We start from the raw sequence: 25,239 nt of genomic DNA on the forward strand, positions 1-25,239 counted from the left end.
GGCGAAGGCGGGATGTGGTCATTCGGGAAATTTATGGGCCCGGCAGGTCTTTTTCCATTCTGGTCCCAGCTGATTGGCAGAATAAGAGCGAGGGAGAGTTCTTCTTCGTCGGCGTTGACGGGGATGGGCCTGTTCTAGCCGGTGCCGCCTGGCAATTCGAAAGGCTCGTCGCAATGCGCCCCTTTGCCGATACGCGTTTTGACGGGGTCGGCGCAATAGGAGTCTACAAGCAGCGCGGTCGTGAGTTTCTGCTTCACAACGGAGGCATTGGTCGGGAGTATGTCGGCATGTCGGTGGCCGACCGGAAAATGAGGTCCTACGTCGTCGCCTGCTTTGTGGCAGGCACATACGGTGTCGAAATCACATTGACGACGACGCGGAAGGATTATCGACGCAACCGGGCGCGCTATCTGGAAATGTTTGCCAGCCTTCGTATTCTAGGCGTGGACAAGCAGGTCGGTGGCAAGGCGGCAGAGACTGCACCCGCAAACGCGACACTTCACTAACTATGATCTCGACCGGTGACACGCGATGCCCAGACCGAATGCCTGTCTGCGGTGGTTTTCTCCAAGTGCACAAGGGATCCTCCTCTCCGAACCGACGCACCATGCATTCCGAAAATCGACTCCGATTTTTAGGGCCGATGCTGTAGACGGGACATGGGAATGAGGACGAGGAGGCAGGAATGCGACTGAGTGAGGTTCAGCCGGACACGATACGTCCCTATACGCAAACCGAGCTGAAATCGGTTCTGTCCACCTTGAAGGATATTGCGTGTAACGAGCCAGCAGTGGCCGATCTGCTGGCGAGTGAGGGTACGCTCAAAGGATTTATTGCGCACGCCTTCACATTATCTCCCTACCTGCGCGATGCGGCAGTGTCTGATGAGGGTCTGTTGACGCTGGCGATTTCCGCGCCGGTCGAGACGATCCTCGAGACCCTGGTACGTGATGCACGCGATTGCTGGCGACCGGATGAGGATGGGCGTATCCCGACCGAGGCAGAGGTGATGACGAGGCTGCGCGTCGCCAAACGCCGCCTGGCCTTCATCGCCGCGTTGGCCGATCTCGGCCGCATCTTTACCGCCCGCGATACGACACGATGGCTAAGCGACCTCGCCGACGCCGCGCTGTCGGCGGCGATCGATCATCTGCTCCTCTCCAACAATAATAGTGGCAAGCTCAACCTCAAGAACCCGCTAACTCCAAGCGAAGGTTCGGGTCTTATCGTGCTTGGTATGGGCAAGCTCGGCGCGCGCGAACTTAATTATTCGTCCGATATCGACGCCGTCGTGTTCTTCGAGCCCACAGCTGGCATCGTGCCCGATCCCCTGGATGCGCTGGAAACCTTTGGCCGAATGATGCGGCGGCTGATCCGCATCATGCAGGAGCGGACCGCCGACGGCTATGTGTTTCGAACCGACCTTCGCCTTCGTCCCGATCCCGGCTCCACGCCGCTTGCCATACCGGTCGACGCCGCGCTCCTCTACTATGAGGGCAGGGGGCAGAACTGGGAGCGGGCAGCCTATATCAAGGCGCGGCCTGTGGCCGGCGATATCAAGGCAGGCGAAGGCTTCCTGCGCGAGCTGACGCCCTTCGTCTTCCGCAAATATCTCGATTACGCCGCGATTGCCGATATCCATTCGATCAAGCGACAAATTCATGCACATAAGGGCCATGGCGCGATCGCGGTGAAGGGGCATAACGTCAAGCTCGGACGCGGCGGCATTCGCGAGATCGAATTCTTCGCCCAGACGCAGCAATTGATCGCAGGCGGGCGCATGGCGCCCTTGCGTGTCCGCTCGACTGAGGAAGCGCTTGCGGCGCTGACGGATGCCAAATGGATCGATGCGGAAACCCGTGACAGCCTGACGGAGGCCTATTGGTTCCTGCGCGAGGTCGAGCACCGCATCCAGATGGTTCGCGACGAGCAGACGCATATCCTGCCGGATACCGAAGCCGAACTAAAGCGCATCGCCTTCATGCTCGGCTTTGCCGACACCAAAGCCTTCTCCGAAAAGCTGGAAGACGTTCTGCGGCTGGTGGAGCGCAAATACTCCGCGCTCTTCGAACAGGAAACGAAGCTCTCCGGCGAGAGCGGCAACCTTGTCTTTACCGGTCAAAAGGATGACCCTGATACACTGAAGACATTGGAAAGACTTGGTTTCGAGCGTCCTGAAGACATGTCGCGGGTGATCCGCACCTGGCACAATGGCCGCTACCGCGCGACGCAATCGGTCGAGGCGCGCGAGAGACTGACAGAGTTGACGCCGGACCTGCTGAAGGCCTTCGGCGAGAGCAAGCGCGCCGACGAGGCACTGCTCCGCTTCGACAACTTCCTGTCCGGGCTGCCAGCTGGCATCCAACTGTTCTCACTTCTGGGTAATAATCCAGCGCTCCTGTCTCTGTTGGTTACGATCATGTCGTCAGCCCCGCGACTGGCAGAAATCATCGCGGCACGACCGCATGTCTTCGACGGCATGCTTGACCCGGCGCTGATGACCGAGATACCGACGCGCGATTATCTCTCCCAGCGCATGAAGGGTTTTCTCTCGCCTGCGCGCCATTACGAGGACATTCTCGACCGGCTTCGGATTTTCGCTGCCGAACAACGCTTCCTGATTGGTGTCCGGCTTTTGACCGGCGCCATTACCGGCGAGGTGGCGGGCCGCGCTTTCACCCACCTTGCCGATCTCGTGATCGAAGCAGCCTTGAATGCCGTGCTGGTCGAAATGGCGACGGCACATGGAGCCTATCCGGGAGGACGCGTCGCCGTCATCGGCATGGGTAAGCTCGGCTCCTTTGAACTGACTGCCGGCTCCGATGTCGATCTCATCCTGCTTTATGATTATGACGACGAAGCTGGCGAATCCGATGGGGCCAAGCCGCTCGACGCGGTGCGCTACTTCACCCGCGTGACCCAGCGATTGATCGCAGCACTCTCCGCGCCGACGGCCGAGGGCGTACTCTATGAGGTCGATATGCGCCTCAGACCCTCTGGCAACAAGGGGCCGGTGGCGACGCGCATCTCCACATTCGAGAAATATCAGCGCGAAGAAGCTTGGACGTGGGAGCATCTGGCGCTCTCTAGAGCCCGACTGATCTGCGGTGATGCAACCTTGATGGCCGATGCGGATCGGATCATTGCCTCGGTCCTGTCGCAAAAGCGAGACGTGGCCAAGGTCGCTGCTGACGTGCGGGAGATGCGCCAGCTTATCGACAAGGAGAAACCTGCCGAAAGTCTGTGGGATTTCAAGCTTATTCCCGGCGGATTGGTCGATCTGGAATTCATCGCCCAGTATCTGGCACTGGTTGCGCCAGCAAAAGATCTGCCTTCGCATGAGCCGGGAGAGAGCACGTCCGATGCACTCAAGCGCATGGCCTCCGAAGCGATGGAACCGCAGGCGCATGATGATTGTATCGAAGCCATGCGGCTCTTCACCGAACTGTCGCAGATCATAAGGCTCTGCATCGATACGGATTTCGATCCGAAACAGGCGCCTGCGGGCTTGATTGATCTCGTCTGCAGGGCAGGTGACTGCCCGGATGTTGCGACGCTGGAAGGCGAGGTGAAGCGGCTGTCGAAAGCGGTCCGTAAGACCTTTTCAGCACTGGTCTCCCCCAAAAGCGATTCCTGACATTCGACACATCATCATTAGCGCGAGGAGGATTACGCATCCATCGTGCGACCAAGCGCACGGGTCGTCCTCGCGGCAATAGAAAGGATCTTCCCGGGCTGGATTGATCGAGGCGGCATCCCCACCTACAGCATCGGCCCGAAAATCGAAATCGATTTTCGGAAACGTACGATGCGTAGATTTAAAGAGATAGAGCGTCCTTAGTGCGTCCGAAAAGACGCGCGGCGCTCTAAGGCGAAAGCTAAAACGAGAGCGTCTTGATGTTTCACCTTATTTTCGGAATTCCATGGCTGGTGGTCGCTGTCCGCTTCATCCAGCCACTGCCCTGGGTTTGGCCTTTGAAGCTTGCCCTTACGCTGTTGTTTCTTGCCGCTTCGCAATATCACCTCTTCAGTCGCCTCTCGTCCGGCTCGGTCTTCTCGCCTGAGTTTCCAAGACCACTGATCATCTGCTTCAACCTGCTCTTCGGCTTCATGCTGCTGCTCGCCGTCTTCCAGATTGCTCTGGATGTGGTGTCGGTGATCCTGATGCTGTTCAAGGGGCACTTCCCGCTGGTGCCTTCCGGTGTCCGTTACGGGATGGCGGCTGTTGCTCTGGCTCTCTCCGCCTTCGCCGTCAGCCAGGCGGTCCGTGTTCCGCCACTGAAGGACATCGAGATTGCTGTCCCAGGGCTTGATCCAGCTTTCGATGGCTATCAGATCGTGCAACTCACCGACCTGCATATCAGCCGCCTCTTTCCTGCCTTCTGGACGCGTGCAGTGGTCGAGAAAACCAATGCGCTCAATGCCGACCTGATCGTCATTACCGGCGATCTCATCGACGGCAAGGTTGAAGCCAGAAGCAGCGACATTGCGCCATTGGCAGAGCTTAAGGCTCGCGATGGCGTTTACACTATTCCCGGAAACCACGAATATTTCTTCGGCTATGACGAGTGGATGGCCTATTACCAGCGCCTCAACATGACGACGCTTGCCAACAGCAACGCTGTCATCAAGCGCGGCAACGCGAAGCTCGTGATCGCTGGCGTCACCGACCTCTCATCGACGAGAACGGCGTTTCCCGCACATGACACGGCGGCGGCACTCAGAGGCGCCCCCGCCGGTGCGCCTGTCATCCTGCTCGATCACCAGCCCCGTCAAGCGGCAGACAATGCCGCACTGGGTGTAGCAGTTCAGCTTTCCGGCCACACGCATGGCGGTATGGTCGTTGGGCTCGACCGCGTGGTCGCAGGCCCTAATAACGGCTTCGTATCCGGTTTCTACGATGTCGGCGGCATGAAGCTTTACGTCAACAACGGGACGGCGCTCTGGCCAGGCTTTGCGCTGCGACTCGGCATTCCCTCCGAGCTGACCCGGATCACTTTGTTATCGCGCTAAAGCATGCTGCGCTAAACTGTGCGATGGTTTTGCGATCCCAAAGGCGGTGAGCGAGGGTCTTCAATTCAGCTTGTGAGAGCGCAGGAGCTCCAGCTTGTTCCTCGCCTGATAAGCGAGATACGGCATATCCTTGGCGACATGGGCGTGCGGAATGAGGATAGTGACCACCGTTCCCTTGCCCTCGCAGGAGCGGATTTTCATTTTGCCGCCATGGAGCCTGACCAGCGAGCGGGAGATGGCAAGACCGAGGCCAGAGCCACCTTTGCTCTTGGCATATTGGCTCTGTACCTGCTCAAACGGCTGGCCGATCTTGTTGATGGCGGCAGTCGGGATACCGATGCCGGTATCGGCAATCGTCAGCATCAAGCCGTTCTCGTGCACATGGGTGCGAAGCTCGACGCGGCCGCCGTCGTCGGTGAACTTGACTGCGTTGGACAGCAGGTTGAGCATGATTTGCTTCATGGCGCGGCGGTCGCCGTTCATATGCATATTTCTGCACAGGCGCTGCTGAATAGTGATGTTCTTTTGCGCGGCCTGGATGGCCGTCAGGCGCAAGGTTTCTTCCACCAACGGCGCAAGATCGACCCTCTCGCGGTTGATGCGCATATGGCCTGCTTCGATCTTCGACATGTCGAGAATGTCGTTGATGACGTTGAGCAGGTGTTGGCCGCTATCATGGATGTCGCGGGCATACTCGCTGTACTTAGGCGAGCCGACCGGGCCGAACATTTCAGCCACCAGAATTTCGGAAAAGCCGAGAATGGCGTTGAGTGGCGTGCGCAACTCATGGCTCATATTGGCGAGGAATTCGGACTTCGCCTTGTTGGCCGCTTCGGCGCGCTCCTTTTCCGCCTGATAGAGGGCATTCGCGTCCGAAAGCTCGGTCTTCTGCCGCTCGAGCTTGTGGCGGGAGGCGGAAAGATCGCCGATCGTTGCCATCAGGCGGCGCTCGGATTCGCGCAGTCGGTCCTGGTGGCGCTTCAGAAGCGTAATGTCCGTACCGACGGAGACAAGACCGCCATCGCGGGTACGGCGTTCGGTGATCTGCAGCCAGCGCTCATCGGCAAGCTGCACTTCCGTGGTGCGCGATAGTCCCGACTGATCGGAGTCTGCCACACGGCGCTCGACGATCGGACGTGCGGCGGCGCTGTAAACGACCGAACGTTCCGTGCCGGGCACCAGTGCGCTGTCGGGCAGACCATAGGCCTGCTGGAAATGCGTGTTGCACATCACAAGGCGATCGTTCTTGTCCCACAGGACGAAAGCTTCCGATGTGCATTCGATGGCTTCTGCGAGGCGTTGATCGGCCTCCGCATAACGTTGTGCCAAGCGGTGCTGCTCCGTCACATCCATGGCGATGCCGATGACGCGCGGGCCGTTCCCCGTGTGGATCACCTGGGCACGGGCGCGCAGCCAGACGTAATGCCCATGGGTATGGCGCATGCGGAAAATCTGATCGATCTGGCGCAACTCGCCGCAGCCCACCGAGCGTGCGAGTTCGTAGAGATTTCCATCTTCGGAATGCATCATGCGTGCCGCATCGCTGAAGGAGAGCGGCTCGGTGCGCGGCGGCAGGCCGAGAATTTCATAAAGCGACGTGGACCAGAACATGCGCCGTGTCGACAGATCGAAGTCCCACAGGCCACAGCGGCCACGAGACAGGGCCGTCTCGACGCGAAGGTTGGATTCGACAAACACTTCGTCAGCGGTACGCGCCCGCTTTACCTGCATGTAATAGGCATAGAGAATGACCAGCAGGATGGAGGAAATGCCAGCGAAGAGGGTGACGTTCATCGCCACTTCGCTGCGCCAGAAGGCGCGCATGGGCTGCAAGGAACGGGCAGTGATGATCATGCCGCCATCGGATCCAAGCGGCAGCATCGTGGCGTAATGCGGCGTATTATCGATATCCGTTTCGATCGTTCCAGGCGCGCCGGGGAAGCGGCGAACAATCGCGATCTCTGGAAGCAGGGTGGTCAGCGATGTCCCCACATAGGATGCCGCGTGAAGGCCGACGCCGCCGAAGATGCGGCCATTCATTCCCGCCACCAGCACGACGGTATCGTCATCCATGCTGCCAGCCGGGAAAGATTGATTAAGGCGACGTTCGACGGCGGCCCGGTCCTGCGTGGCAGCCAGAGCCTCGACGCCGGAAAGAGCTGCGCGTGCCGTCAATGCGGAAAGCGCTGTCGTCTGCCGTGCCGCATTTTCCATGCGCTCATATTCCGCGGTGATACCGAACATGCGCGATGCTGCGATGACGACCAGGAAAGCGAGAATGAGAATGGGGATAAGACGCTTGAGCAGCGTCTCAAGCCTGCGGGCCTGCAACAGCATGGCGAGCAGGTTTCCGGCTGAAGAGAAGCTCTCCGCTGCCCTGTAAGCCAACGCCGTCATTTCAACAAATCTGGCATAGGGTCGCTCATCGCCCGCAGTCGCCCGCCGCACGTTCGTCATTGTCCCGCCTTGATGTCCCTCGTGTAAATTCGAAGCGCCGCCGCTCGAATCTGCGCCTAATGAATCAAAGCCGATTCGCCTTGTCCAGAGATGAAAGTTAAAAGATTTTTAACCCTTTGAACCGACTCGCGCTTTTTTTCGAGCGCCCGACAATGCTGTTTTGGCTGCCGTTACGTCAGTTGTGGTCAAAGGCCTCAAGCGCGATCGGCAGGGCCTGCACCACGCAGTTTCCGACCGCAGGCAGACCTGCAAGAACGGCGCTGACGATCTCGTCCCGCGATGCGCCATGGGCCTTGGCTTCCTGAACATGAAAGGCAAGACCGCTCTCCAGTCGCGCGGCTGCGAGAATGCCGATATAGACGAGGCTCTGGGTTCTGGCATCAAGCACTGAAGCCTTGCCAAGTCCTGCAACTGCTTCAAGCCATGCTGTGTAGTGGCTTGGTGCTTCCTTGCTGAAGCTCTGGAATGCCGGGCTAATTGTCATATCGCGTCTTCTCTGTGCCGATCGATCAGGCAAATTTACGAGAAGAGCGGGAACCTGTTCTTGATCTAAAACAAGAAAAGGCCGGAAGCCCGGCCCTTTTCTCACAGAGTAGCAGGCCCTGTCAGCCCTTCAGCATACGTTCGACAATGTCCCGCACGTCGGTCGAGAGCCCCGCGCTGCGCTCGATGGTGCCGAGGGCAGCACGCGCATGATCGGCGCGAACCGCCTCGAGCGATCGCCAAGAGCGCATGGAGGTCAAAATGCGTGCTGCGAGTTGCGGATTGCGCTTGTCGATGGATATGATCTGCTCGGCCAGGAAGTCGTAAGCCTTGCCATCCGCACGATTGAAGCCCGTTGGGTTGCCAAAGGCGAAGGTGCCGATCAGCGAGCGGACGCGATTTGGATTGGTGGCGATAAAGTGCTTGGACGCCATCAGGGACGTGATGCGTGCCAACGCTCCGTCTCCCGGAATAGCGGCCTGAAGCGCAAACCACTTGTCCATCACCAGAGCATTATCGGCAAAGCGCGTTTCGAACGCCGCCAGCGCCTCGGGCGCTTCGGCGGAGTCCGGAAACCGCTGGGTCAAGACGCTCAGAGAATGTGCGAGGTCAGTCATGTTCGAAGCATTGGCAAAGGTCTGCGCGGCGCGGTCGGGCGTCTCTTCCGCATAGGACAGATAGCTCATTGCGATATTGCGCAGAGAACGGCCTCCGGCACTTGCGGCATCCGGGGAATAATCGCGTTTTTCTTCGAAGCTTGAGAAGAGGCGCTTGAAGGTTTCGATGCCGGCTTTCGCGACCGCACCCATAACAGTGTTGCGCGCTTTGTGAATGGCGTCGGGATCATTATCCTTGCCCATCTCGCGCGCCACATCCGCCTCGCTCGGCAGCGCCAGCGCCTGGGCACGGAAGGCTGGTTCGAACTCATCATTACCGGCGATCTCGATCAGCGTCGAGATGAAGGCCGGATCGACGCTGACCTCCTTGCCGGACCGCACGGCCTGCGTTGCCGCAATCAGGTTGGGCAGGGCAAGGGCTGTCAGGGCCTGCCAGCGTGAGAAGAGGTCGGTCTCGTGACGGGCGATCTGGATCAGATCGTCCAACGATTGCTCCAGATGCAGGTTGATTGGGGCAGAGAAACCGCGGTTGATCGATAGAACCGGGCGCGACGAAATGCCGGAGAAGGTGAAGCTCTGGCTGCGTTCCGTCAGATGCAGGACACCGTCCTTGAACTCGCCGCCTTCAACCTTGCTCGGCGTGACGAACTGGCCGTTGTCCAGAATGAGGGCGGTCGAAAGCGGAATGTGCAGCGGCTGCTTTTGGCTCTGGCCGGGCGTCGGTGCAACCGTCTGTTCCAGCGACAGCGTGAAGATCGCCTTTGCCGCATCATAAGAGGTGGAGGCGCTGACGAGCGGCGTTCCGGCCTGGATGTACCAGCGGAAGAACTGCGTCAGATCGCGTCCAGACGCGTCTTCGAAGCACTTGACGAAATCTTCAACCGTCGCCGCATCGCCGTCATGACGCTCGAAATAGAGGTCGGTGCCCTTGCGGAAGCCGTCTTCTCCCAGGATCGTTGCGATCATGCCGGTGATTTCGGCACCCTTCTCATAGACCGTGGTCGTATAGAAGTTGTTGATTTCGCGATATTTGTCGGGACGGGGAGGATGGGCCAGCGGACCGCCATCTTCGGGAAACTGCTCAGACTTCAAGTGACGGACATCGGCGATACGCTTGACCGCCCGCGAACGCATGTCGGAGGAAAATTCCTGGTCGCGGTAGACGGTCAGACCTTCCTTGAGGCAGAGTTGAAACCAGTCGCGGCAGGTAATGCGGTTGCCTGTCCAGTTGTGGAAATACTCGTGCGCGATGATGCGCTCTATATTGGCATAGTCGGCGTCGGTCGCAGTTTCCGGGTCGGCCAGAACATATTTGTCGTTGAAGACGTTGAGGCCCTTGTTCTCCATCGCGCCCATGTTGAAGTCGGACACGGCGACGATCATAAAGATGTCGAGATCATATTCGCGGCCAAAGCGTTCTTCGTCCCACTTCATGGAGCGTTTCAGCGCGTCCATCGCGTAGGTCGCGCGTGGCTCCTTGCCATGCTCGACATAAATCTTCAGCGCCACCTCGCGACCGGACATCGTGGTGAAGCTGTCCTCGACAACACCAAGGTCACCGGCAACGAGCGCGAAGAGATAGCTTGGCTTCGGATGCGGATCGAACCAGGCAGCGAAATGGCGGCCTTCGTCGTAATTGCCGCCGCCGAGGAAATTGCCGTTCGACAGGAGGAGCGGATTGCCTTCCTTGGCCGCGATGATGGTGATCGTGTAGGGCGCCAGCACGTCGGGACGGTCTGGAAAATAGGTAATGCGGCGGAAACCTTCGGCCTCGCACTGCGTGCAGTAGACGCCGTTGGTACGGTAGAGACCCATCAACTGGGTGTTGCTTTCCGGATTGATATAATTGGTCACGCAGATCTCGAAGGGGGCCTCTTCCGGCAGATCGCGAATGGTCAGTCGTTCTGGCGTGGCGTCATATTGCGTCTTAGGCATCTCGATCTGGTCGAGAAGCAGGCTCGAAAGCGTCAGCTCGTCGCCATCGAGGATAAGCGGCGAAGCCTTGTCCGCGCCCTCGCGGCGGTGAAAGATCAGCCGCGCTTCCACCTTGGTATTTTGTGGGTCCAGTTCGAATGTGAGGTCAACCCGTTCAAGCACAAAATCCGTTGCGCGATAATCCGCCAACTGAACAATCTGACCCGTATCTGTTCGCATAACTATTCCCGAATGAACCTTGCTTTTGCCGCTGCCTAACCATCATGCGGACATGATGGGTGAAAGTAAACTTGTCGATACGCGTCACCATCATGGAGAGGCGGGGGACATGCGTCCCTGAAGTACTGCCAGAAAGAAGCTTTAATCCGCATCTGCGCACTTCCCATCGGCGTATGATTTCATGAAATGTTGAACGATTACTGAAGCTGCCAACACGCAGAAAGAGAATATCTCGAAAATCATTCGCGCTTTGGCATCCATCGTAACTCTCAATCGACAGGACCGACCGGCCAACCCCGCCGAATCGGTTTACCTCCGTTGGCCTGCGTGATCTAATGGCGCCAAAGTCGATCTGCTGTGCGGTGCGCTCGGGTCAAACTCCAATCTGCGGGCACCGCGTCTGCAAATCCCGATCGCAAGTTCCCATGAGTGCAGACACATACAGTCCCGTGAGGGGCATTCTCCTCAAACTCACATCCGTCGCATTCTTTCTCGTCATGCAGACCTGCATCAAAGCCGCCGGACCGGATGTTCCTGCGGGACAGATCACCTTCTTCCGCTCGGCTTTTGCCATCCTTCCGATCATTCTCTATCTGGCCTGGCTTCGCAGCCTCACACGTGCTTTCCACACGAGCAATCTGTTCGGCCACTTCAAGCGCGGCTTTCTGGGCATTCTGTCGATGATGTGCGGCTTCTATGGCCTGACCTTGCTGCCGCTGCCGGAATTCATCGCAATCGGGTACGCCTCACCATTGATGTCCGTGGTCTTCGCCGCCCTGATGCTGAACGAAACGGTGCGTATCTACCGCTGGTCAGCGGTCGTTGTCGGCATGATGGGGGTTGTCATCATCCTGTGGCCGAAGATGACGCTGTTGCAGAATGGCGGGCTCGAGGCAGGCGAAAGCATTGGCGCTCTGGCAGTCCTGTTTGGTGCAGTGCTCGGTGGATTGGCGATGGTCCAGGTGCGCCAATTGGTCGTGACAGAACGCACGCCGACGATCGTGCTGTATTTCTCGCTGACCGGCACGCTGATTTCAGCCTTGAGTATGCCGTTCGGTTGGGAATGGTTGAGTATGCAGCAGGCCGTTCTTTTGGTTTCCGCAGGCATTGCTGGCGGTATAGCCCAAATTCTGCTGACAGAAAGCTACCGTCACGCGGAAGTATCGACGATCGCACCCTTCGAATATAGTTCGATCCTGCTTGGCATTGGTGTTTCCTATATTCTTTTCGGCGATGTGCCGACCTTCACTATGCTGCTCGGAACCAGCATCGTCATTTCAGCAGGTATCTTCATCATCTTCCGCGAGCACCAATTGGGGCTTCAGCGTAAAGCAGCGCGCAAGGCCTCAACACCATCCGGTTGATTTCGTCTACCTGTGAATAAACACCTGTGAATTTTAAGAAAACTTCATGGTCTGACGCAGAAATGTGTTATGTACCTTATAGGTTGTGGGTATTGGGTGATGCATCTTGCGTTGGGATTTCAAGCCAGAAAAAATTGGGCAGCACGGCGAGAGAAATGTCAGGCGTCCTCTTTTTCTTTTTGAGAGACGTGCCGCAGAATTATTGATGGCGGAGCACCGCCGATGAGCTTTACTTACGATGAACTCGTTGCTCATCCCGGTCTTTTGGGCGCCATTCAACATTTGGCGCGGGTATTGCGTGGGCGTTTCGATGAGAACCCCCGCCTTGCGCGCCTGCTGTCTGCGCACCAGAAATGGCTTCTCACACAGATGGCGATGGCCCTCAGCGCCGAGCAGCGTGCCCAAGGTTTCACCGTCGCCCAATTGCGTGAGATGGTGATCTCTACCGGCGTTGCCAGCCGCAACACGGTACAGAATTATCTCGATCAGCTTGAGATCTATCGCTACATCGAGAAGGCGAACCGTTCTGCCGCGACGAGACCCAAGCGCTATCGCGCCACGCAGATCAGCGAGCAGGGAATTTTCAACTGGTACTTGGCAAACCTCTCTGCCATTGACGGAATGGATAACGGAAACCGCGCTGCCACGCTGATGGCCTATCCTCAGATCGTTGAGCATGCCCAACCCGCCGCAGCGCGCGCCTGTCTTGCGGATCAACATTGGACTGAGCCGCCGGAGCGCGTCGGGCTTTTTCAATGGGTGGAAGCTGGCGGTCTGGTCATGGACGAGATCGTCACCCGTGTTCGGGATACGGAGAATGAGCGGATCGATATCGGCTATGTCGATGTCCGAGCGCTGGCGGCCACCTTCATGATGTCGCGCACGCATCTGCAACGGCTTTTGAACAAAGCTGCAGAACAAGGTAGCGTCGGGTGGATGGACGATACGCCACGCAGCTCTATGTGGCTGTCCCGCGACTTTCTTCGCGAATATTGCGGCTGGCAAGCGAGGAAGCTCAAGCACGTGGAAGACGCGTTCCTTGAAGCGAAATCATTGCTTCGGGGCCAGCTGAACGTAGCTAGGTAGAGGATTAAGGCTCGCAGAATGGCGGTCGCCGGCAAAGGAAGTGGGGTCAGCGTCCACCCGACGCAGACTTACTGTCCCGTCGGCCAGGCTGTTTTGCGAAGCTATCGTCTGAAAATGCAAAAAGCGCCTTCCAGATGAAAGGCGCCTCATCAGCATGGCAATGCATGCAGCATGTGCGGACAAGGCCGCACCAGTGTCGTCTCAGCGTTCGCGAAAATCTGCAAAAACCGCCGAAGGACGGGTCGCGCGTACCTGCTGTGTCGAAGCGCGTGCAGTCAACTGTTCGTTTGTTACACCGAAACGGTGATAGCCCTGACTGGAGCGTGGGCCGAGGCCAGCAAGTCGAAGCGTTTCAAAGCCGGAATGAACCGGACGGTAGCGAGTGGTCATTGCCTTGGTTCCTTAAACCTTTTCCTCCCAAGACATGGTTCTTATCGCAGTGCGGCATAGATTCGGCAACCCGGCCTAATGCGTCGCTGTTATGCGCCATTTGCATGGCTTTTTTCATAATCCGTTTACAATGATCAAAAAGGAAGCATTCATAAATCGCGCAAACACGCCTTAAAAGCCAATAAATCGTTCCAAGCCAACGACTTACTTGCCGGGGCATTTAAAAGCTCTTGCGGGTGCAGCGTTGCAATAGCAGGGGCTTTCTCTGCGCCCACTGCGACATCACGCCACTGCCCCCGGAGCGTATGGATCGTTCCAGAGCCGCCAAAGAAAAAACGCGCTGTAAAGTTGCCGAGAAGCAACAGTGCTTTCGGCTCGGCCAGAGCGATCTGTCGCTCGATGAAAGGACGGCAGATTTCCATCTCCGGACCCGACGGCGAGCGGTTGCCCGGCGGACGCCAAGGGACGACATTGGTCAGCATCAGCTTGGTGCGATCAAGCCCGATCGCCGCCAGCATGCGGTCGAGAAGGAGTCCGGTCTTTCCGGTAAACGGAGTGCCTTCCCGATCGTCATCGGCATCCGGCATCGGGCCGATGACCATGATGCCGGAGGAGGGGTCGCCTTCGGCAAACACCGTGTTGCGGGCACTGTTTTTGAGATTGCAGCCGTTGAAACTTTCCAGCGCAGTCTTCAACTCGGCAAGAGACCGCGCGCTTTCGGCCGCGAAACGTGCCGAAGCGATCGCCTGATCGTCAGGCAGTGCAACGTTGACCGCCGCCGCAGGAGCAGGCGCAGGTGCGCGAGTAGATTGCCTCGCAGAGGGTGAAGCCTGCTGCGGCGCGCTTCGCACCTCAGGCTGTTGCGGTTCGCTGCTTCTTTGTGGCGCACGCGCCTGACGGCTTGCTGCAAACTCGGCAAAGCGGTCCAGTGGCTCGTCTTCCAGCAACCAGTCGACGCCAGCATCTGCATGGAAATGCAGAAGTGCAGCCAGTTCTGCCGGGGAAAGGTCCTGTGCCGAGATCATGGGCCGCAAACTAGAGCGTTTCCTTGTAAAATGGAAGCAGCTACCGGGGCTCTTCCCGGCTGCCCTATGGTTGGTCACGCCCCTCGCGGACCGCCTTTCCCGCCAAACGCTTCTTATGCCGTCCAGCGCGCAATGTCGCCGCTTTCGCCAATCATCGCCAGACCATGGGCGATGGAAAGAAGTTCGCCGCCGCTTTCGATCTTGTCGGCATCGAAACGGCGAGTGAAGAGCTGGCGCACGGCAGGAACGAAGGAGGTGCCGCCCGTCAGGAAGACCTTGTCGATGGCTTGAGGAGCCGTGTTCGTCTTTGTCAGAACCTCGTCCAGTGCCTCTTCGATCTTGGCGAGATCGTCGGCAATCCATCGATCGAAGTCGGACCGCTTGACCATCTTCTTACCTGCCGCGCCAAGCGGCGAGAAGTTGAACTCTGCCTCTTCCTGGGACGAAAGCGCCATCTTGGTGGCAGAGATTGCCTGGTAGAGGGGGTAGCCCTCATCATGCTCGACCAGTTCGACGAAGAGCTCCAGCTTTTCCGGCTCGAGCGCCGAGCGAAGCAAGGACTTCAGATCGGAAAACTCTCTGGAAGTCTTGAAGATCGACAACTGATTCCAGCGACCGAAATTGACGTAGTAGCCGGATGGCACATCCAGCACCTTGTCGAAGCTCTTGAACTTGCTGCCCTTGCCGATTTCCGGCGAAACCAGATTGTCGATCATGCGGAAATCGAAATGGTCGCCCGCAACACCAACGCCCGAATGGCCGATGGGCGTTGCGGAAAGCTTGCCGCCATGCGTTTCGAAGCGGATCAGCGAGTAATCGGTGGTGCCGCCGCCGAAATCCGCCACCAGGACGTTGGCATCCTTCTTCAAACTCTGGGCGAAGTAATAGGCGGCTGCTACCGGCTCATAGACATAATGGATTTCAGGAAAGCCCGAGCGCGTAAGTGCTTCATTGTAGCGGGCAAGTGCCAATGCTTCATCGGGATTGGAGCCGGCAAAACGCACGGGGCGACCGGCGATCACAGTCGATACATCGTCCTTCCATTCATCGCCTGCATAGGTCTTCAACTTGCGCAGAAACACCTCCATCAGATCTTCGAAGCTCTGGCGCTTGGCGTAGATCAGCGTGCCTTGGAACAGCGAAGAGGCGGCGAAGGTCTTGATCGATTGCAGGAAGCGGCACTCGCCAGCGTTCTCGATGAATTGCTGGATGGCAGCCTGGCCTGCCTCGACATGAAGCGCTGCTGCACCCAGCCCCTTGTCCTTCATGAAGGAGAGGGCGGTACGCATGCTGTCTGTCGTTCCGGCACTGGAGGTGAAGCGCATCGAGTGGCTGCTGCTGCCAGTTTCGGACAGCGCCATAACTGTGTTGGTCGTGCCAAAATCAAGCCCGAGTGTCCGTGTCATGACGAATATCCTTATGAGTCAAAGAGAAAGCAGTCCCGGGATGAATGCGAGCATCCGGGCAATAAAAGGCGCGCAACCGCGCCCGCCTATTTTGAAGAGGGCGCGTGATGGCACAGCGAATTATGAATGGCAAGCGCGCCCCGATAGTTTTTTTCACGCGTGCTCCTTCATTCCCGCAGCCTTGTCTTTCAGCCATGCGGCAAAGGTGGCCATGGCATTGGTGACGGCGCGCGACTTCAGCCTCGTCAGCCAGTAACAGCCCTTTGACACATAGACCGGAAACGGTTGGACAAGATCGCCCGAGGAGAGATGACGCTGAAACATCAGGGGTGGAGCAAGCGCGATGCCAGCCCCCTGAAGGGCCGCTTCGGCCATGGGCACTGAGGAGTCGAAGACGATACCCTTCAGTCGAGGCGCGGGAACGCCGGCCTCGGAAAACCAGTCCGGCCATTCGTCGGCACGGTAGGAGCGCAGCAACGTCTGCTGCGTGACGTCGTGAGGGGTTTTGAGGCGCGCGGCGATTGACGGGATGCAGAGCGCAGAGAGCGGTGCGGAAAACAACTCTTCCGCCTCGGTGTCGTGCCAGGCGCCGTTGCCGAAGCGGATCGCGAAGTCGAGGCCTTCTGCAGCGATATCGACGCGGTTGTTGTTGGTGGAGAGGCGGATATCGATGAAGGGATAAAGGTCCTGGAACTCAGTGAGGCGAGGGAGCAGCCAGCCGACGGCAAACGTCCCGACCGCACCGACGCTGAGCACTTCCTGAAGATGCCCATCCTCAAAACGCTGTAGGATATCGGCCATGCGGTCGAAGGAATCGCGAAGCGTCGGCAAAAGCGCCAACCCCTCGTCGGTGATCATCAAACCGCGCGGCAGACGTTTGAAGAGCGCCGCACCAAGGCGGTCCTCCAGCAGTTTGACCTGATGGCTGATCGCGGTCTGCGTCACGCAAAGCTCGATGGCGGCACGGGTGAAACTCAGATGCCGGGCAGCGGCTTCAAAGGCGCGCAGCGCGTTGAGCGGAAGGTGAGGGCGAACCATAGGATCGTGTCCAGAGTAGCGGGAAGGCCAAGTTTAATTCATGGCCGGAGCCAGATATCATCATTTGTCCCGCTGAGGCAAACCACCGTAATTCTCTCCTACCGAAACTTTGGAATTGACGCATAGAGGAGATAGCCATGCATCTTTCGATGATGAAAACGAAGAGACGAACAGCGGTTTTCATCGCATCGCTGGCGGTGGCAGGCTGCTCTTCGATGGAAGCCAAAGCGGCTGAAAAGCTGCATTGCACCGTCGTTCTGGACGCCGAAAGCGGCGCCGTTCTGCACCGCGACGGCGTGTGCGACAAGGCTTTCGCTCCGCAATCCAGTTTCAAGTTTCCGCTCGCTGTCATGGGTTATGATGCGGGGATTCTCAAGGATGCGACCAGTCCGCGGTGGAACTATAAGACGGAATGGAAAAGACCGAAGCGCGAACAGAAATCTGTCGATCCGACGGTCTGGGAGCGGGATTCCATCGTCTGGTATTCGCAGGAAATCACCCGTCGATTGGGCAAGGCCAAGTTTGCTGACTATGTTCAGCGCTTCTCTTATGGCAATGCCGACGTACGCGGGGTTGCTGGACAGACGGATGGCCTCACGGAAGCCTGGCTGATGTCATCGCTGAAGATTTCTGGCGATCAACAGGTAGACTTCGTGCGTCGCTTCGTCACCGGAAAGCTGCCCGTCTCCAAGGAGGCGATTGCGAAAACGGAAGCCGTCATCCCGCTATTTTCAGCGGCAGACGGATGGCAGGTTCACGGCAAGACGGGATCGGGGCGCATGCGCACCAAGGCCAACACCTATGATGGCGACTGGTGGCTCGGCTGGTTCGTCGGTTGGGCGCAGAAGGGAGAACGCAAGGTCGTATTCGCCAGCCTCAAAATCGAGGATTGGAAAAGCCAAGAGCCTATCAGTTTCGCGACTCGCGATGCGCTGATCGCCGATCTGCCGAAGCTCGTCAAGTAACGATCAGCGAAGCGCTCGGCGCGCGACGACGATCAGGATGATGCCACCGAGCGCCACCAGCGCGCCGCGCAGCATCCACGGGCTTTGATTGATCATGAAACTGGAAGCGGGATAGGGGAAATAGCCGCTGCCCTGGCCAATCCAGATCAGACCGATCAGCACGATCAGAACGCCGAGTATGCTTAAAATCGTGCGAAGTGCCTGCATGGTCTTCTCCCAAAATCAAAGCCTTCCCGAATGGTATCCGGAAAGGCTCTCAGTTCAAAGCGTTACATCAAGCCGATCTGCAAGATCAGATCGACTTTGCCGCTCCACCATCCACATGCAGCATGGTGCCGGTAATATAGCTGGCCGGCTGAGAGCACAGGAACGCGCCTGCGGCAGCGAATTCTTCCACCGTACCAAGCCTACCCGCGGGTATGCTTTTGACCGAGGCCTCGCGAACCTCGTCCATGCTCTTGCCAAGGCGTTTAGCGTTTGCGCCGTCCAGTTCATCAATGCGATCGGTGTGGATTCGTCCGGGCAGCAGCATGTTGGCGGTGATGCCGAAACCCGCGACTTCACTGGACAGTGTCTTATTGAAGCCGACAAGCGCGCCGCGCAGCGTGTTGGAGAGCGCGAGATTTGGAATGGGCTCGAACACGCCGGAAGAGGCTACGGTCAGAATGCGGCCCCAGCCTTGCTCCTTCATCTGTGGCAAGAATGTGTTGGTGAGGGTGATGACCCGCAACACCATGGATTGAAAGAACGTATCCAGCTTTTCGGGGGTGATTTCCTGCGCCAGACCCGGTGTCGGGCCGCCTGTGTTGTTGACGAGAATATCGATGCCGCCAAGCTTCGTCTTCACCGCTTCGATCATGGATGGCACGAAGTTTTCTTCGCCGAGATCGCCCCAGACCCAGTCCGCCTTGCCCTTGCCGAGCGCGTTGATCGCCTTGGCGTTGGCGTCCAGCTTTTCGCCGCTGCGTCCGACCATGAGCACGTTGACGCCTTCTTTTGCCAGCGCCGTCGCGATGCCGAGACCGAGGCCGCGAGACGAGGCCAGAACCAATGCGCGCTTGCCGGAAATACCCAAATCCATGACGGTGTCCTTTCATGCTCATGATGATTGCCCACGCTTGTAGCGCCTGCGTCCAGCCCTGAAAAGTGTTGATCGGCTTGGCCTTGAGCGCGGTTGCTTGCGCCGCCTCTTGCGCCTCGATAAGACAGCCCCGTGAATTTTGTGTTGGCAGAGGACGGGCTTGAACGTGTGGAACGAGCGCCAGAAAGTCGAAAACCGCAAGAGTGACGACGCCCGCAGCGAAAGCGACATCGATTATGGGCGGATCATCCACTCCACCTCATTTCGAAGACTGCAAAGCAAGACGCAGATCCTAAACCTCGGCGATAGTGACTTCTATCGCACGCGCCTGACGCATTCTCTGGAAGTGGCGCAAATCGCGGCAGGTCTGGTCAAGCATCTGCGCAAGGCCTTTCCTCATCATCCGGTGACGGCGGAACTGCCGGAGCATAGCCTCATCCAGGCGATCGGTAGCGCCCACGACCTTGGCCACCCGCCTTTCGGTCATGGCGGCGAGGTCGCGCTGAATTACTGCATGCGCATGGCAGCAAATCCGGACGAAGCAGGGCGCAACGGCAATGGCGTCATTACCGACATCGCCAAAGCGGGCTTCGAAGGAAACGGCCAGACTTTACGCATTCTCAGCCGCCTTGAGACATTTTCAAAAGCCAATGGCGCCAACCTCACGCGGCGCACTCTGCTGGGTATTCTGAAGTACCCCGTCGCCTATTCGAAAGCTGCCCATCCCGCGCGCCTGCCAAAACTGCATGACGGTCCTTCGACGCTGCGCATCATCGACACGCAGGCCTCGAAGCCTCCGAAATGTTACATGGATTGCGAAACGGAAGTGGTGGACTGGGTGCTCGATCCTCTGCCGCAGGCCGATCGTGATCTTTTCCAGACAGTGACGCAGGACGACGGAAAACACGCCAAGTCGCTGCATAAATCACTCGATTGCACCATTATGGATGTGGCGGACGATATCTCCTACGGGGTCCACGATCTTGAGGACGCGATCGCCATGCAGCTCATAACCCGCGATGCCTTCGAGAAGGAGGTGACGGCGGATGACTGCGAGAGCTTCATGGCGATGCTCAATAAGAACCATAAGGATAAGCGCGGCAATGACGTCTATCGCGAAATCGTGGATGGGCTCTTCGGTAATAGCGGCGACCGCAAAATGTTTATCAGCATGCTGGTCGGCTATTTCATCACAGATGCACGCTTTGCCGACGACGAGCGGTTTGAAACGCCACTCTTGCGTCACCGTGTTAAGCTTGGAGTGGACCGTGTTCGACTGCTGAAGGCCTTTCAGGATGTCGTGCGCAAACATGTGATCAAAAGCCCGCGTGTCCAGCATATGGAGTTTAAGGGGCAGGGGATGGTCGTCGCTGTCTTCGAAGCGCTGCAGTCCGATCCTGAGCGCCTGCTACCGGAAGATGTCTTCCCGCTTTACGAAAAATCCGGCGGCGATCTGCGCATCATCTGCGACTTCGTTGCGGGTATGACGGACGGCTATCTCGTCAGAACCTATGAGCGACTGTTTTCACCGGGGGCGGGGTCCGTATTCGACAGGCTCTGAAGAGGCAAAAACGACAACACGTACCGAGATTTGAAGGGCGACCTTTTTCATGACCGAACAATCACTGCTCAAGCTTTCGATCGCCGTCACCGTGATCCTGGCGTCGTGCGGGATTGCTGCCGGTCTTTATTCCGGCTCTTTCGCCGTCGTCTTCGATGGCATCTACTCGCTGACCGATGCCTTCATGACCATGCTGGCGCTGATGGTGGCGCGTTTGATCGCCGCCTCGGCGCTGCCCAATCCAGGCGGCAAGCTGGCGGAACGCTTCACCATGGGTTTCTGGCATTTGGAGCCGATGGTCCTTGGTTTGAATGGCACGCTCTTGATAGGGGCCGCAGTCTATGCGCTCATCAATGCGATCGACAGCCTGATGGATGGCGGCCGTGTGATCGCGTTCGATTATGCGATCGTCGTCACCTTCTTCACCTTTGCCGTGTCGCTTGGAATGGCATGGTTCATTCGGCGGAAAAACCGGACGCTGAAATCCGCCTTCGTCGCGCTCGACGCCAAAAGCTGGCTGATGAGCGCCATGTTGAGTGCAGCACTTTTCGTCGCCTTTATGGGCGGTTATGCCTTGTCTCACTCTTCCCATGCTTGGCTAGCATCCTACACCGACCCGGCCGTGCTGGCGCTCGTCTGCCTCGTCATCATCCCGATGCCTTTCGCCAATGTGAAGCAGGCGCTGGCCGACATCCTGCTGGTCACGCCGACCGAGTTCAAACTGCATGTGGATAAGGTCGCGAAGGAAGTCGTTGAGAAATTTGGCTTTTCCTCGCATTATTCCTATGTCGCACGCGTCGGCCGTGGACGACAGATTGAACTCTTCTTCATTGTGCCGAAAAACACACCCGCCCGTCGCCTGGAAGAATGGGACGCCATTCGCGACCAAATCGGCGAGGCGCTGGGTGGAGAAGGACATGACCGCTGGCTCACCATCGTGTTCACGACGGACGAGGAGTGGGCGATTTGACGGGGACCCAGCTCGTCCCACTCCCTTGACGACGCACACCATCATTCCTATTCTTGATATTACGTGTACGTAAAAGTAATTGATAGTCATCAGGTTGTCGGACAATTTGGTGGCGCCATGTAAGCATCGTTGCTATTCATCTCGACAAAGCGCTTTTGCTTTGCCAAGAACGATGACGCGAACTGCTTGTTGCGACGACGTTTTTCCACACGTCTTCGGCTGCGGTTTGGTGTAGGGCAGGAACAACGAAAAGCCGGACGGGACCGGTAAACCGACGAGGATCTTATGACGGAAGAAATGGAATTGCCGGAACGTGAATCGATGGAGTTCGATGTCGTGATCGTCGGCGCTGGACCTGCGGGCCTTTCTGCCGCCATCCGGTTGAAACAGGTCAATCCGGACCTCTCCGTCGTGGTACTGGAAAAGGGCGCTGAAGTCGGCGCGCATATTCTCTCCGGCGCAGTGGTCGATCCGATCGGTATCGACCGTCTGTTGCCCGGCTGGCGCGAAGAGGAGGGGCATCCCTTCAAGACCGAAGTCAAGGACGACCAGTTCCTGTTCCTCGGACCTGCCGGCTCGATCCGTCTGCCCAATTTCCTGATGCCGCCGCTGATGAACAATCACGGCAACTACATCGTCTCGCTCGGTCTCGTCTGTCGCTGGCTTGCGGAAAAGGCGGAAGCGCTTGGCGTGGAAATCTATCCGGGTTTTGCCGCAACCGAAGTTCTTTACAACGATGAAGGCGCCGTCATCGGTGTTGCCACCGGTGACATGGGCATCGAGAAGAATGGCGAGCCCGGCCCTGCCTTCACCCGCGGCATGGAACTGCATGGCAAATATGTGCTGATCGGTGAGGGCGTGCGCGGCTCGCTTGCCAAGCAGCTCATCAAGAAGTTCGATCTGTCGAAGAACAGCGACGTCCAGAAGTTCGGTATCGGCATCAAGGAGCTATGGCAGGTCAAGCCTGAGAACCATAAGCAGGGCCTCGTGCAGCACTCCTTCGGCTGGCCGCTGGGCATGAAGACGGGCGGCGGCTCGTTCCTCTATCATCTGGAAGACAACCTCGTTGCCGTCGGCTTCGTGGTTCACCTGAACTATAAGAACCCCTATCTCTATCCTTTCGAAGAGTTCCAGCGCTTCAAGACCCACCCGGCAATCGCACCGACTTTCGAAGGCGGAAAGCGCGTCTCCTACGGTGCGCGCGCCATCACCGAAGGCGGCTACCAGTCGGTGCCGAAGCTGACGTTCCCGGGCGGCGCGTTGATTGGCTGTTCGGCAGGCCTCGTCAACGTCCCGCGCATCAAGGGCAGCCACAATGCGGTTCTCTCCGGCATGCTGGCGGCGGACAAAATTGCAGCAGCTCTCGCGTCTGGTCGCGCCAATGACGAAGTGATCGAGATCGAGAACGAATGGCGTGGCACCGATATCGGCAAGGATCTGAAGCGGGTGCGCAACGTCAAGCCGCTCTGGTCGAAGTTCGGCACGGCGATTGGCGTCGGTCTCGGCGGTCTCGATATGTGGACCAACCAGCTCTTCGGCTTCTCCATCTTCGGTACGCTGAAGCACGGCAAGACCGACGCGGAAAGCCTGGAGCCCGCAGCAAACCACAAGCCGATTGCCTATCCCAAGCCGGATGGCGTCCTGACTTTCGACCGTTTGTCCTCGGTCTATCTCTCCTCCACCAACCATGAGGAGGACCAGCCGGTTCATCTCCAGGTGAAGGATATGGAGCTTCAGAAGCGCTCCGAGCATGATGTCTATGCCGGACCCTCGACGCGCTACTGTCCCGCCGGAGTCTATGAGTGGGTGGAGAAGGAAGGCGAGCCAACCTTCGTCATCAACGCGCAGAACTGCGTCCACTGCAAAACCTGCGACATCAAGGACCCGAACCAGAATATCAACTGGGTACCGCCACAAGGCGGCGAAGGGCCAGTTTACGCCAATATGTAATATTGGCGCGGCCCGCTCGGACCGCCGCCAGCAAAGATGTTCGGCGAAGGGCCAGTTTACGCCAATATGTAACATTGGCACGGCCCGCCCGGACCGCTGTCAGCAGGGATGTTCGTCGAAGGGCTAGTCCACGCCAATATGTGATATCGGTGTGGCCCGCTCGGCTTATCGCTTCATCTGCGAGTAAGACGGTGCGCCTGCATGAGGGGATGATGCGATATGGCGACGATCCGTGCCGGACGGCAGGACGACTTTCCACGTTTGGCGGAAATCGAACTGGATGCCTTTGTTGTGTGGGCAGAAGTCTGCGGGGTATCGCAGCAGCCTGTCTCCGCGCCGGTCTTTCTGCTTGAGCAGAGCCTCGACGAGGGACTTCTTCTGGTGGCCGAAGAGGCGGGACGTGTCGTCGGCTTTACGCTTGGGCTGAACGAGGGAGGCAATCTTTATGTCGTCGAGCTCGACGTAGAGCGCGCCGCACAGGGCAGGGGCATTGGCACCTCGCTGATTCTGGCCCTGCTGGATGTTGGACGTAAGAAAGGACTAGCTGACGCGGTTCTTACTACGGATCGTTATGCGCCTTTCAATGCGCCCTTTTATACGAAGCTCGGCTTTCGCATCCTTGAGGCGGAGGAAATGTCAGTCTTTCTCGCGGAAAGGCTGAGGGCTCAGATCGACTCTGGTCTTGATCCAAAGCGTCGCGTGGCGATGCTGAAGAAACTGTAATCCTATTCTTGCTACTCGCTTAGCTGTTATTTCTGAACAACCTGCAACCTGAAGGGTTAGGGCATCGATGATAGTGATCAGGGAGGCGTTTACAGTTGCGGGCTGGATCATTTAGATGTGACAGAGCCCCTATATGTGAAGAGGGTCCCTCATAGGTTAAGAGGGTCAATATACCCCTAAAAGGGGTTGGGAGTGAGCAATGAGGAAACTTGCCAGAATGGTCTCGGCTTTGCCTAGCAATCATTTGCTGGCTGCGGTCGCAGCGGTGATCGGGGCGATATCGATAAGCGGTCAACCCGCCATGGCGGCGAGCTGCCGAGCCGACGCATCCACTGGCATCGACTGGAGCGAATGCAACAAGCGGCTCTTGATGCTGGGCGGCAGCGTTCTCGACGGTGCCGACCTGCACGGAACGGACTTTACCTATACCGATCTGCGCGGCTCCTCATTCAATAAGGCGAATATGGAGAAGGCCAAGTTGATCCGTACCTCGCTGGCCTCCTCCCAGCTTGAGGGCGCCAATCTGATCAAGATCGAGGCCTATCGCAGCGATTTCAGCGATGCGAATGCCGAAAATGCCAGGTTCAACAGCGCTGAAATGCAGCGCGCCAACTTCGAGAATGCCAAGCTCGTCAATGCCGATTTTTCCAAGGCGGAACTCGGGCGGGCGGATTTCAATGGCGCGGTGCTGACGGGCACCAAATTCACCAAGGCCAACCTCTCACGCGCCAGCTTCACGGGCGCCAAGTTTACCGGGCCGATCGATTTCTCCGACTCGTTCCTGCTGCTGGCCCGCATCGAAGGGCTGGACCTTTCCGCCGCGACCGGGCTCGACCAAAAGCAGATCGATATTGCCTGTGGCGACGACAAAACCAAGCTTCCGCAAGGATTGACCAAACCAGCCACCTGGCCTTGCCCCGCCGATCCGGAAGACGATTGATGGTGAAGACTAGCCA

General features: G+C 58.0%; 20 protein-coding genes. 11 read left to right on the forward strand and 9 right to left on the reverse strand.

Features of this window, described 5'->3' with window-relative positions; all coding sequences use genetic code 11:
* The first annotated feature begins 14 nt into the window (after window positions 1-14).
* The 3 genes from QE435_RS18330 to QE435_RS18340 all read left to right on the forward strand — a co-directional run bounded on the left by QE435_RS18330 (window position 15) and on the right by QE435_RS18340 (window position 5,013).
* Entirely contained in the window at window positions 15-506 is a 492-nt protein-coding gene (locus QE435_RS18330; protein WP_349042244.1) for a hypothetical protein, read from the forward strand.
* Between the two features lie 179 nt (window positions 507-685).
* Window positions 686-3,637, forward strand: a complete 2,952-nt coding sequence (locus QE435_RS18335; RefSeq protein WP_349042245.1) for a bifunctional [glutamine synthetase] adenylyltransferase/[glutamine synthetase]-adenylyl-L-tyrosine phosphorylase — start codon at window positions 686-688, stop codon at window positions 3,635-3,637.
* A 260-nt stretch (window positions 3,638-3,897) separates the two neighbouring features.
* Entirely contained in the window at window positions 3,898-5,013 is a 1,116-nt protein-coding gene (locus QE435_RS18340; protein ID WP_349042246.1) for a metallophosphoesterase, read from the forward strand.
* 60 nt (window positions 5,014-5,073) lie between these two features.
* Here QE435_RS18340 and QE435_RS18345 read toward each other — a convergent pair whose 3' ends face one another.
* The 3 genes from QE435_RS18345 to pepN all read right to left on the reverse strand — a co-directional run bounded on the left by QE435_RS18345 (window position 5,074) and on the right by pepN (window position 10,724).
* Entirely contained in the window at window positions 5,074-7,470 is a 2,397-nt protein-coding gene (locus QE435_RS18345; protein ID WP_349042247.1) for an ATP-binding protein, read from the reverse strand.
* Window positions 7,471-7,645: 175 nt separating this feature from the next.
* Window positions 7,646-7,954, reverse strand: a complete 309-nt coding sequence (locus QE435_RS18350; RefSeq protein WP_349042248.1) for a carboxymuconolactone decarboxylase family protein — start codon at window positions 7,952-7,954, stop codon at window positions 7,646-7,648.
* A gap of 121 nt (window positions 7,955-8,075) precedes the next feature.
* The gene (gene pepN / locus QE435_RS18355) at window positions 8,076-10,724 is read right to left on the reverse strand and encodes an aminopeptidase N (protein WP_349042249.1); all 2,649 of its coding nucleotides are present in this window, start codon (window positions 10,722-10,724) and stop codon (window positions 8,076-8,078) included.
* 425 nt (window positions 10,725-11,149) lie between these two features.
* Between pepN and QE435_RS18360 the strand changes: the two genes are divergently transcribed.
* Complete coding sequence (locus QE435_RS18360) at window positions 11,150-12,088, forward strand: DMT family transporter (RefSeq protein ID WP_306931803.1); 939 nt, start codon at window positions 11,150-11,152, stop codon at window positions 12,086-12,088.
* A gap of 222 nt (window positions 12,089-12,310) precedes the next feature.
* Window positions 12,311-13,174 (forward strand): hypothetical protein, encoded by an 864-nt coding sequence (locus tag QE435_RS18365; protein ID WP_349042250.1) that lies wholly within the window; start codon window positions 12,311-12,313, stop codon window positions 13,172-13,174.
* Between the two features lie 201 nt (window positions 13,175-13,375).
* On the opposite strand, the gene QE435_RS18370 is transcribed toward QE435_RS18365, so the two are convergent.
* From QE435_RS18370 to QE435_RS18385, 4 genes are all read right to left on the reverse strand, one after another.
* On the reverse strand, window positions 13,376-13,564 hold the full coding sequence (locus tag QE435_RS18370; RefSeq protein WP_306931805.1) for a hypothetical protein: 189 nt from the start codon (window positions 13,562-13,564) through the stop codon (window positions 13,376-13,378).
* Window positions 13,565-13,713: 149 nt separating this feature from the next.
* Window positions 13,714-14,589: a uracil-DNA glycosylase gene (locus QE435_RS18375; protein ID WP_349042903.1), complete on the reverse strand. Its 876-nt coding sequence runs from the start codon at window positions 14,587-14,589 to the stop codon at window positions 13,714-13,716.
* Window positions 14,590-14,702: 113 nt separating this feature from the next.
* Window positions 14,703-15,995 carry an Hsp70 family protein gene (locus tag QE435_RS18380; protein WP_349042251.1) on the reverse strand — a complete coding sequence of 431 codons (1,293 nt, stop codon included), beginning with the start codon at window positions 15,993-15,995 and terminating at the stop codon, window positions 14,703-14,705.
* 153 nt (window positions 15,996-16,148) lie between these two features.
* A complete protein-coding gene (locus tag QE435_RS18385) occupies window positions 16,149-17,033 on the reverse strand; it encodes a LysR family transcriptional regulator (protein WP_349042252.1) in 885 nt (294 codons plus the stop codon).
* A 215-nt stretch (window positions 17,034-17,248) separates the two neighbouring features.
* On the opposite strand from QE435_RS18385, the gene blaOXA reads away from it, so the two are divergent.
* Complete coding sequence (blaOXA, locus tag QE435_RS18390) at window positions 17,249-17,998, forward strand: class D beta-lactamase (protein ID WP_349042904.1); 750 nt, start codon at window positions 17,249-17,251, stop codon at window positions 17,996-17,998.
* Window positions 17,999-18,001: 3 nt separating this feature from the next.
* On the opposite strand, the gene QE435_RS18395 is transcribed toward blaOXA, so the two are convergent.
* Together QE435_RS18395 and QE435_RS18400 are read right to left on the reverse strand one after the other, a co-directional pair.
* On the reverse strand, window positions 18,002-18,205 hold the full coding sequence (locus QE435_RS18395; RefSeq protein WP_306931812.1) for a hypothetical protein: 204 nt from the start codon (window positions 18,203-18,205) through the stop codon (window positions 18,002-18,004).
* A gap of 85 nt (window positions 18,206-18,290) precedes the next feature.
* Window positions 18,291-19,079: an SDR family oxidoreductase gene (locus QE435_RS18400; protein ID WP_349042253.1), complete on the reverse strand. Its 789-nt coding sequence runs from the start codon at window positions 19,077-19,079 to the stop codon at window positions 18,291-18,293.
* Between the two features lie 166 nt (window positions 19,080-19,245).
* On the opposite strand from QE435_RS18400, the gene QE435_RS18405 reads away from it, so the two are divergent.
* The 5 genes from QE435_RS18405 to QE435_RS18425 all read left to right on the forward strand — a co-directional run bounded on the left by QE435_RS18405 (window position 19,246) and on the right by QE435_RS18425 (window position 25,223).
* A complete protein-coding gene (locus QE435_RS18405) occupies window positions 19,246-20,640 on the forward strand; it encodes an anti-phage deoxyguanosine triphosphatase (RefSeq protein ID WP_349042905.1) in 1,395 nt (464 codons plus the stop codon).
* Between the two features lie 49 nt (window positions 20,641-20,689).
* Window positions 20,690-21,610, forward strand: coding sequence for a cation diffusion facilitator family transporter (locus QE435_RS18410; RefSeq protein WP_349042254.1), 921 nt, complete (start codon window positions 20,690-20,692; stop codon window positions 21,608-21,610).
* A 285-nt stretch (window positions 21,611-21,895) separates the two neighbouring features.
* On the forward strand, window positions 21,896-23,560 hold the full coding sequence (locus tag QE435_RS18415; protein WP_306931819.1) for an electron transfer flavoprotein-ubiquinone oxidoreductase: 1,665 nt from the start codon (window positions 21,896-21,898) through the stop codon (window positions 23,558-23,560).
* A gap of 219 nt (window positions 23,561-23,779) precedes the next feature.
* Window positions 23,780-24,283 (forward strand): GNAT family N-acetyltransferase, encoded by a 504-nt coding sequence (locus QE435_RS18420; protein WP_349042255.1) that lies wholly within the window; start codon window positions 23,780-23,782, stop codon window positions 24,281-24,283.
* A gap of 217 nt (window positions 24,284-24,500) precedes the next feature.
* Window positions 24,501-25,223, forward strand: a complete 723-nt coding sequence (locus tag QE435_RS18425) for a pentapeptide repeat-containing protein (RefSeq protein ID WP_306934797.1) — start codon at window positions 24,501-24,503, stop codon at window positions 25,221-25,223.
* Window positions 25,224-25,239 lie beyond the last annotated feature (16 nt).

It is taken from the genome of Agrobacterium sp. SORGH_AS 787, from assembly GCF_030819035.1.
In the GTDB taxonomy this organism is placed as follows: Bacteria; Pseudomonadota; Alphaproteobacteria; order Rhizobiales; family Rhizobiaceae; genus Agrobacterium; species Agrobacterium larrymoorei_B.

Bases quoted from the DNA above. Each gene is read 5' to 3' on its own strand.
- QE435_RS18400 (WP_349042253.1), bottom strand. From the start codon at position 19,079: ATGGATTTGGGTATTTCCGGCAAGCGCGCATTGGTTCTGGCCTCGTCT.
- blaOXA (WP_349042904.1), top strand. From the start codon at position 17,249: ATGGAAGCCAAAGCGGCTGAAAAGCTGCATTGCACCGTCGTTCTGGAC.
- QE435_RS18415 (WP_306931819.1), top strand. From the start codon at position 21,896: ATGACGGAAGAAATGGAATTGCCGGAACGTGAATCGATGGAGTTCGAT.
- QE435_RS18425 (WP_306934797.1), top strand. From the start codon at position 24,501: ATGGTCTCGGCTTTGCCTAGCAATCATTTGCTGGCTGCGGTCGCAGCG.
- QE435_RS18380 (WP_349042251.1), bottom strand. From the start codon at position 15,995: ATGACACGGACACTCGGGCTTGATTTTGGCACGACCAACACAGTTATG.
- QE435_RS18420 (WP_349042255.1), top strand. From the start codon at position 23,780: ATGGCGACGATCCGTGCCGGACGGCAGGACGACTTTCCACGTTTGGCG.
- QE435_RS18410 (WP_349042254.1), top strand. From the start codon at position 20,690: ATGACCGAACAATCACTGCTCAAGCTTTCGATCGCCGTCACCGTGATC.
- pepN (WP_349042249.1), bottom strand. From the start codon at position 10,724: ATGCGAACAGATACGGGTCAGATTGTTCAGTTGGCGGATTATCGCGCA.
- QE435_RS18340 (WP_349042246.1), top strand. From the start codon at position 3,898: ATGTTTCACCTTATTTTCGGAATTCCATGGCTGGTGGTCGCTGTCCGC.
- QE435_RS18345 (WP_349042247.1), bottom strand. From the start codon at position 7,470: ATGACGAACGTGCGGCGGGCGACTGCGGGCGATGAGCGACCCTATGCC.
- QE435_RS18395 (WP_306931812.1), bottom strand. From the start codon at position 18,205: ATGCAGGCACTTCGCACGATTTTAAGCATACTCGGCGTTCTGATCGTG.
- QE435_RS18365 (WP_349042250.1), top strand. From the start codon at position 12,311: ATGAGCTTTACTTACGATGAACTCGTTGCTCATCCCGGTCTTTTGGGC.
- QE435_RS18335 (WP_349042245.1), top strand. From the start codon at position 686: ATGCGACTGAGTGAGGTTCAGCCGGACACGATACGTCCCTATACGCAA.
- QE435_RS18375 (WP_349042903.1), bottom strand. From the start codon at position 14,589: ATGATCTCGGCACAGGACCTTTCCCCGGCAGAACTGGCTGCACTTCTG.
- QE435_RS18370 (WP_306931805.1), bottom strand. From the start codon at position 13,564: ATGACCACTCGCTACCGTCCGGTTCATTCCGGCTTTGAAACGCTTCGA.
- QE435_RS18360 (WP_306931803.1), top strand. From the start codon at position 11,150: ATGAGTGCAGACACATACAGTCCCGTGAGGGGCATTCTCCTCAAACTC.
- QE435_RS18350 (WP_349042248.1), bottom strand. From the start codon at position 7,954: ATGACAATTAGCCCGGCATTCCAGAGCTTCAGCAAGGAAGCACCAAGC.
- QE435_RS18385 (WP_349042252.1), bottom strand. From the start codon at position 17,033: ATGGTTCGCCCTCACCTTCCGCTCAACGCGCTGCGCGCCTTTGAAGCC.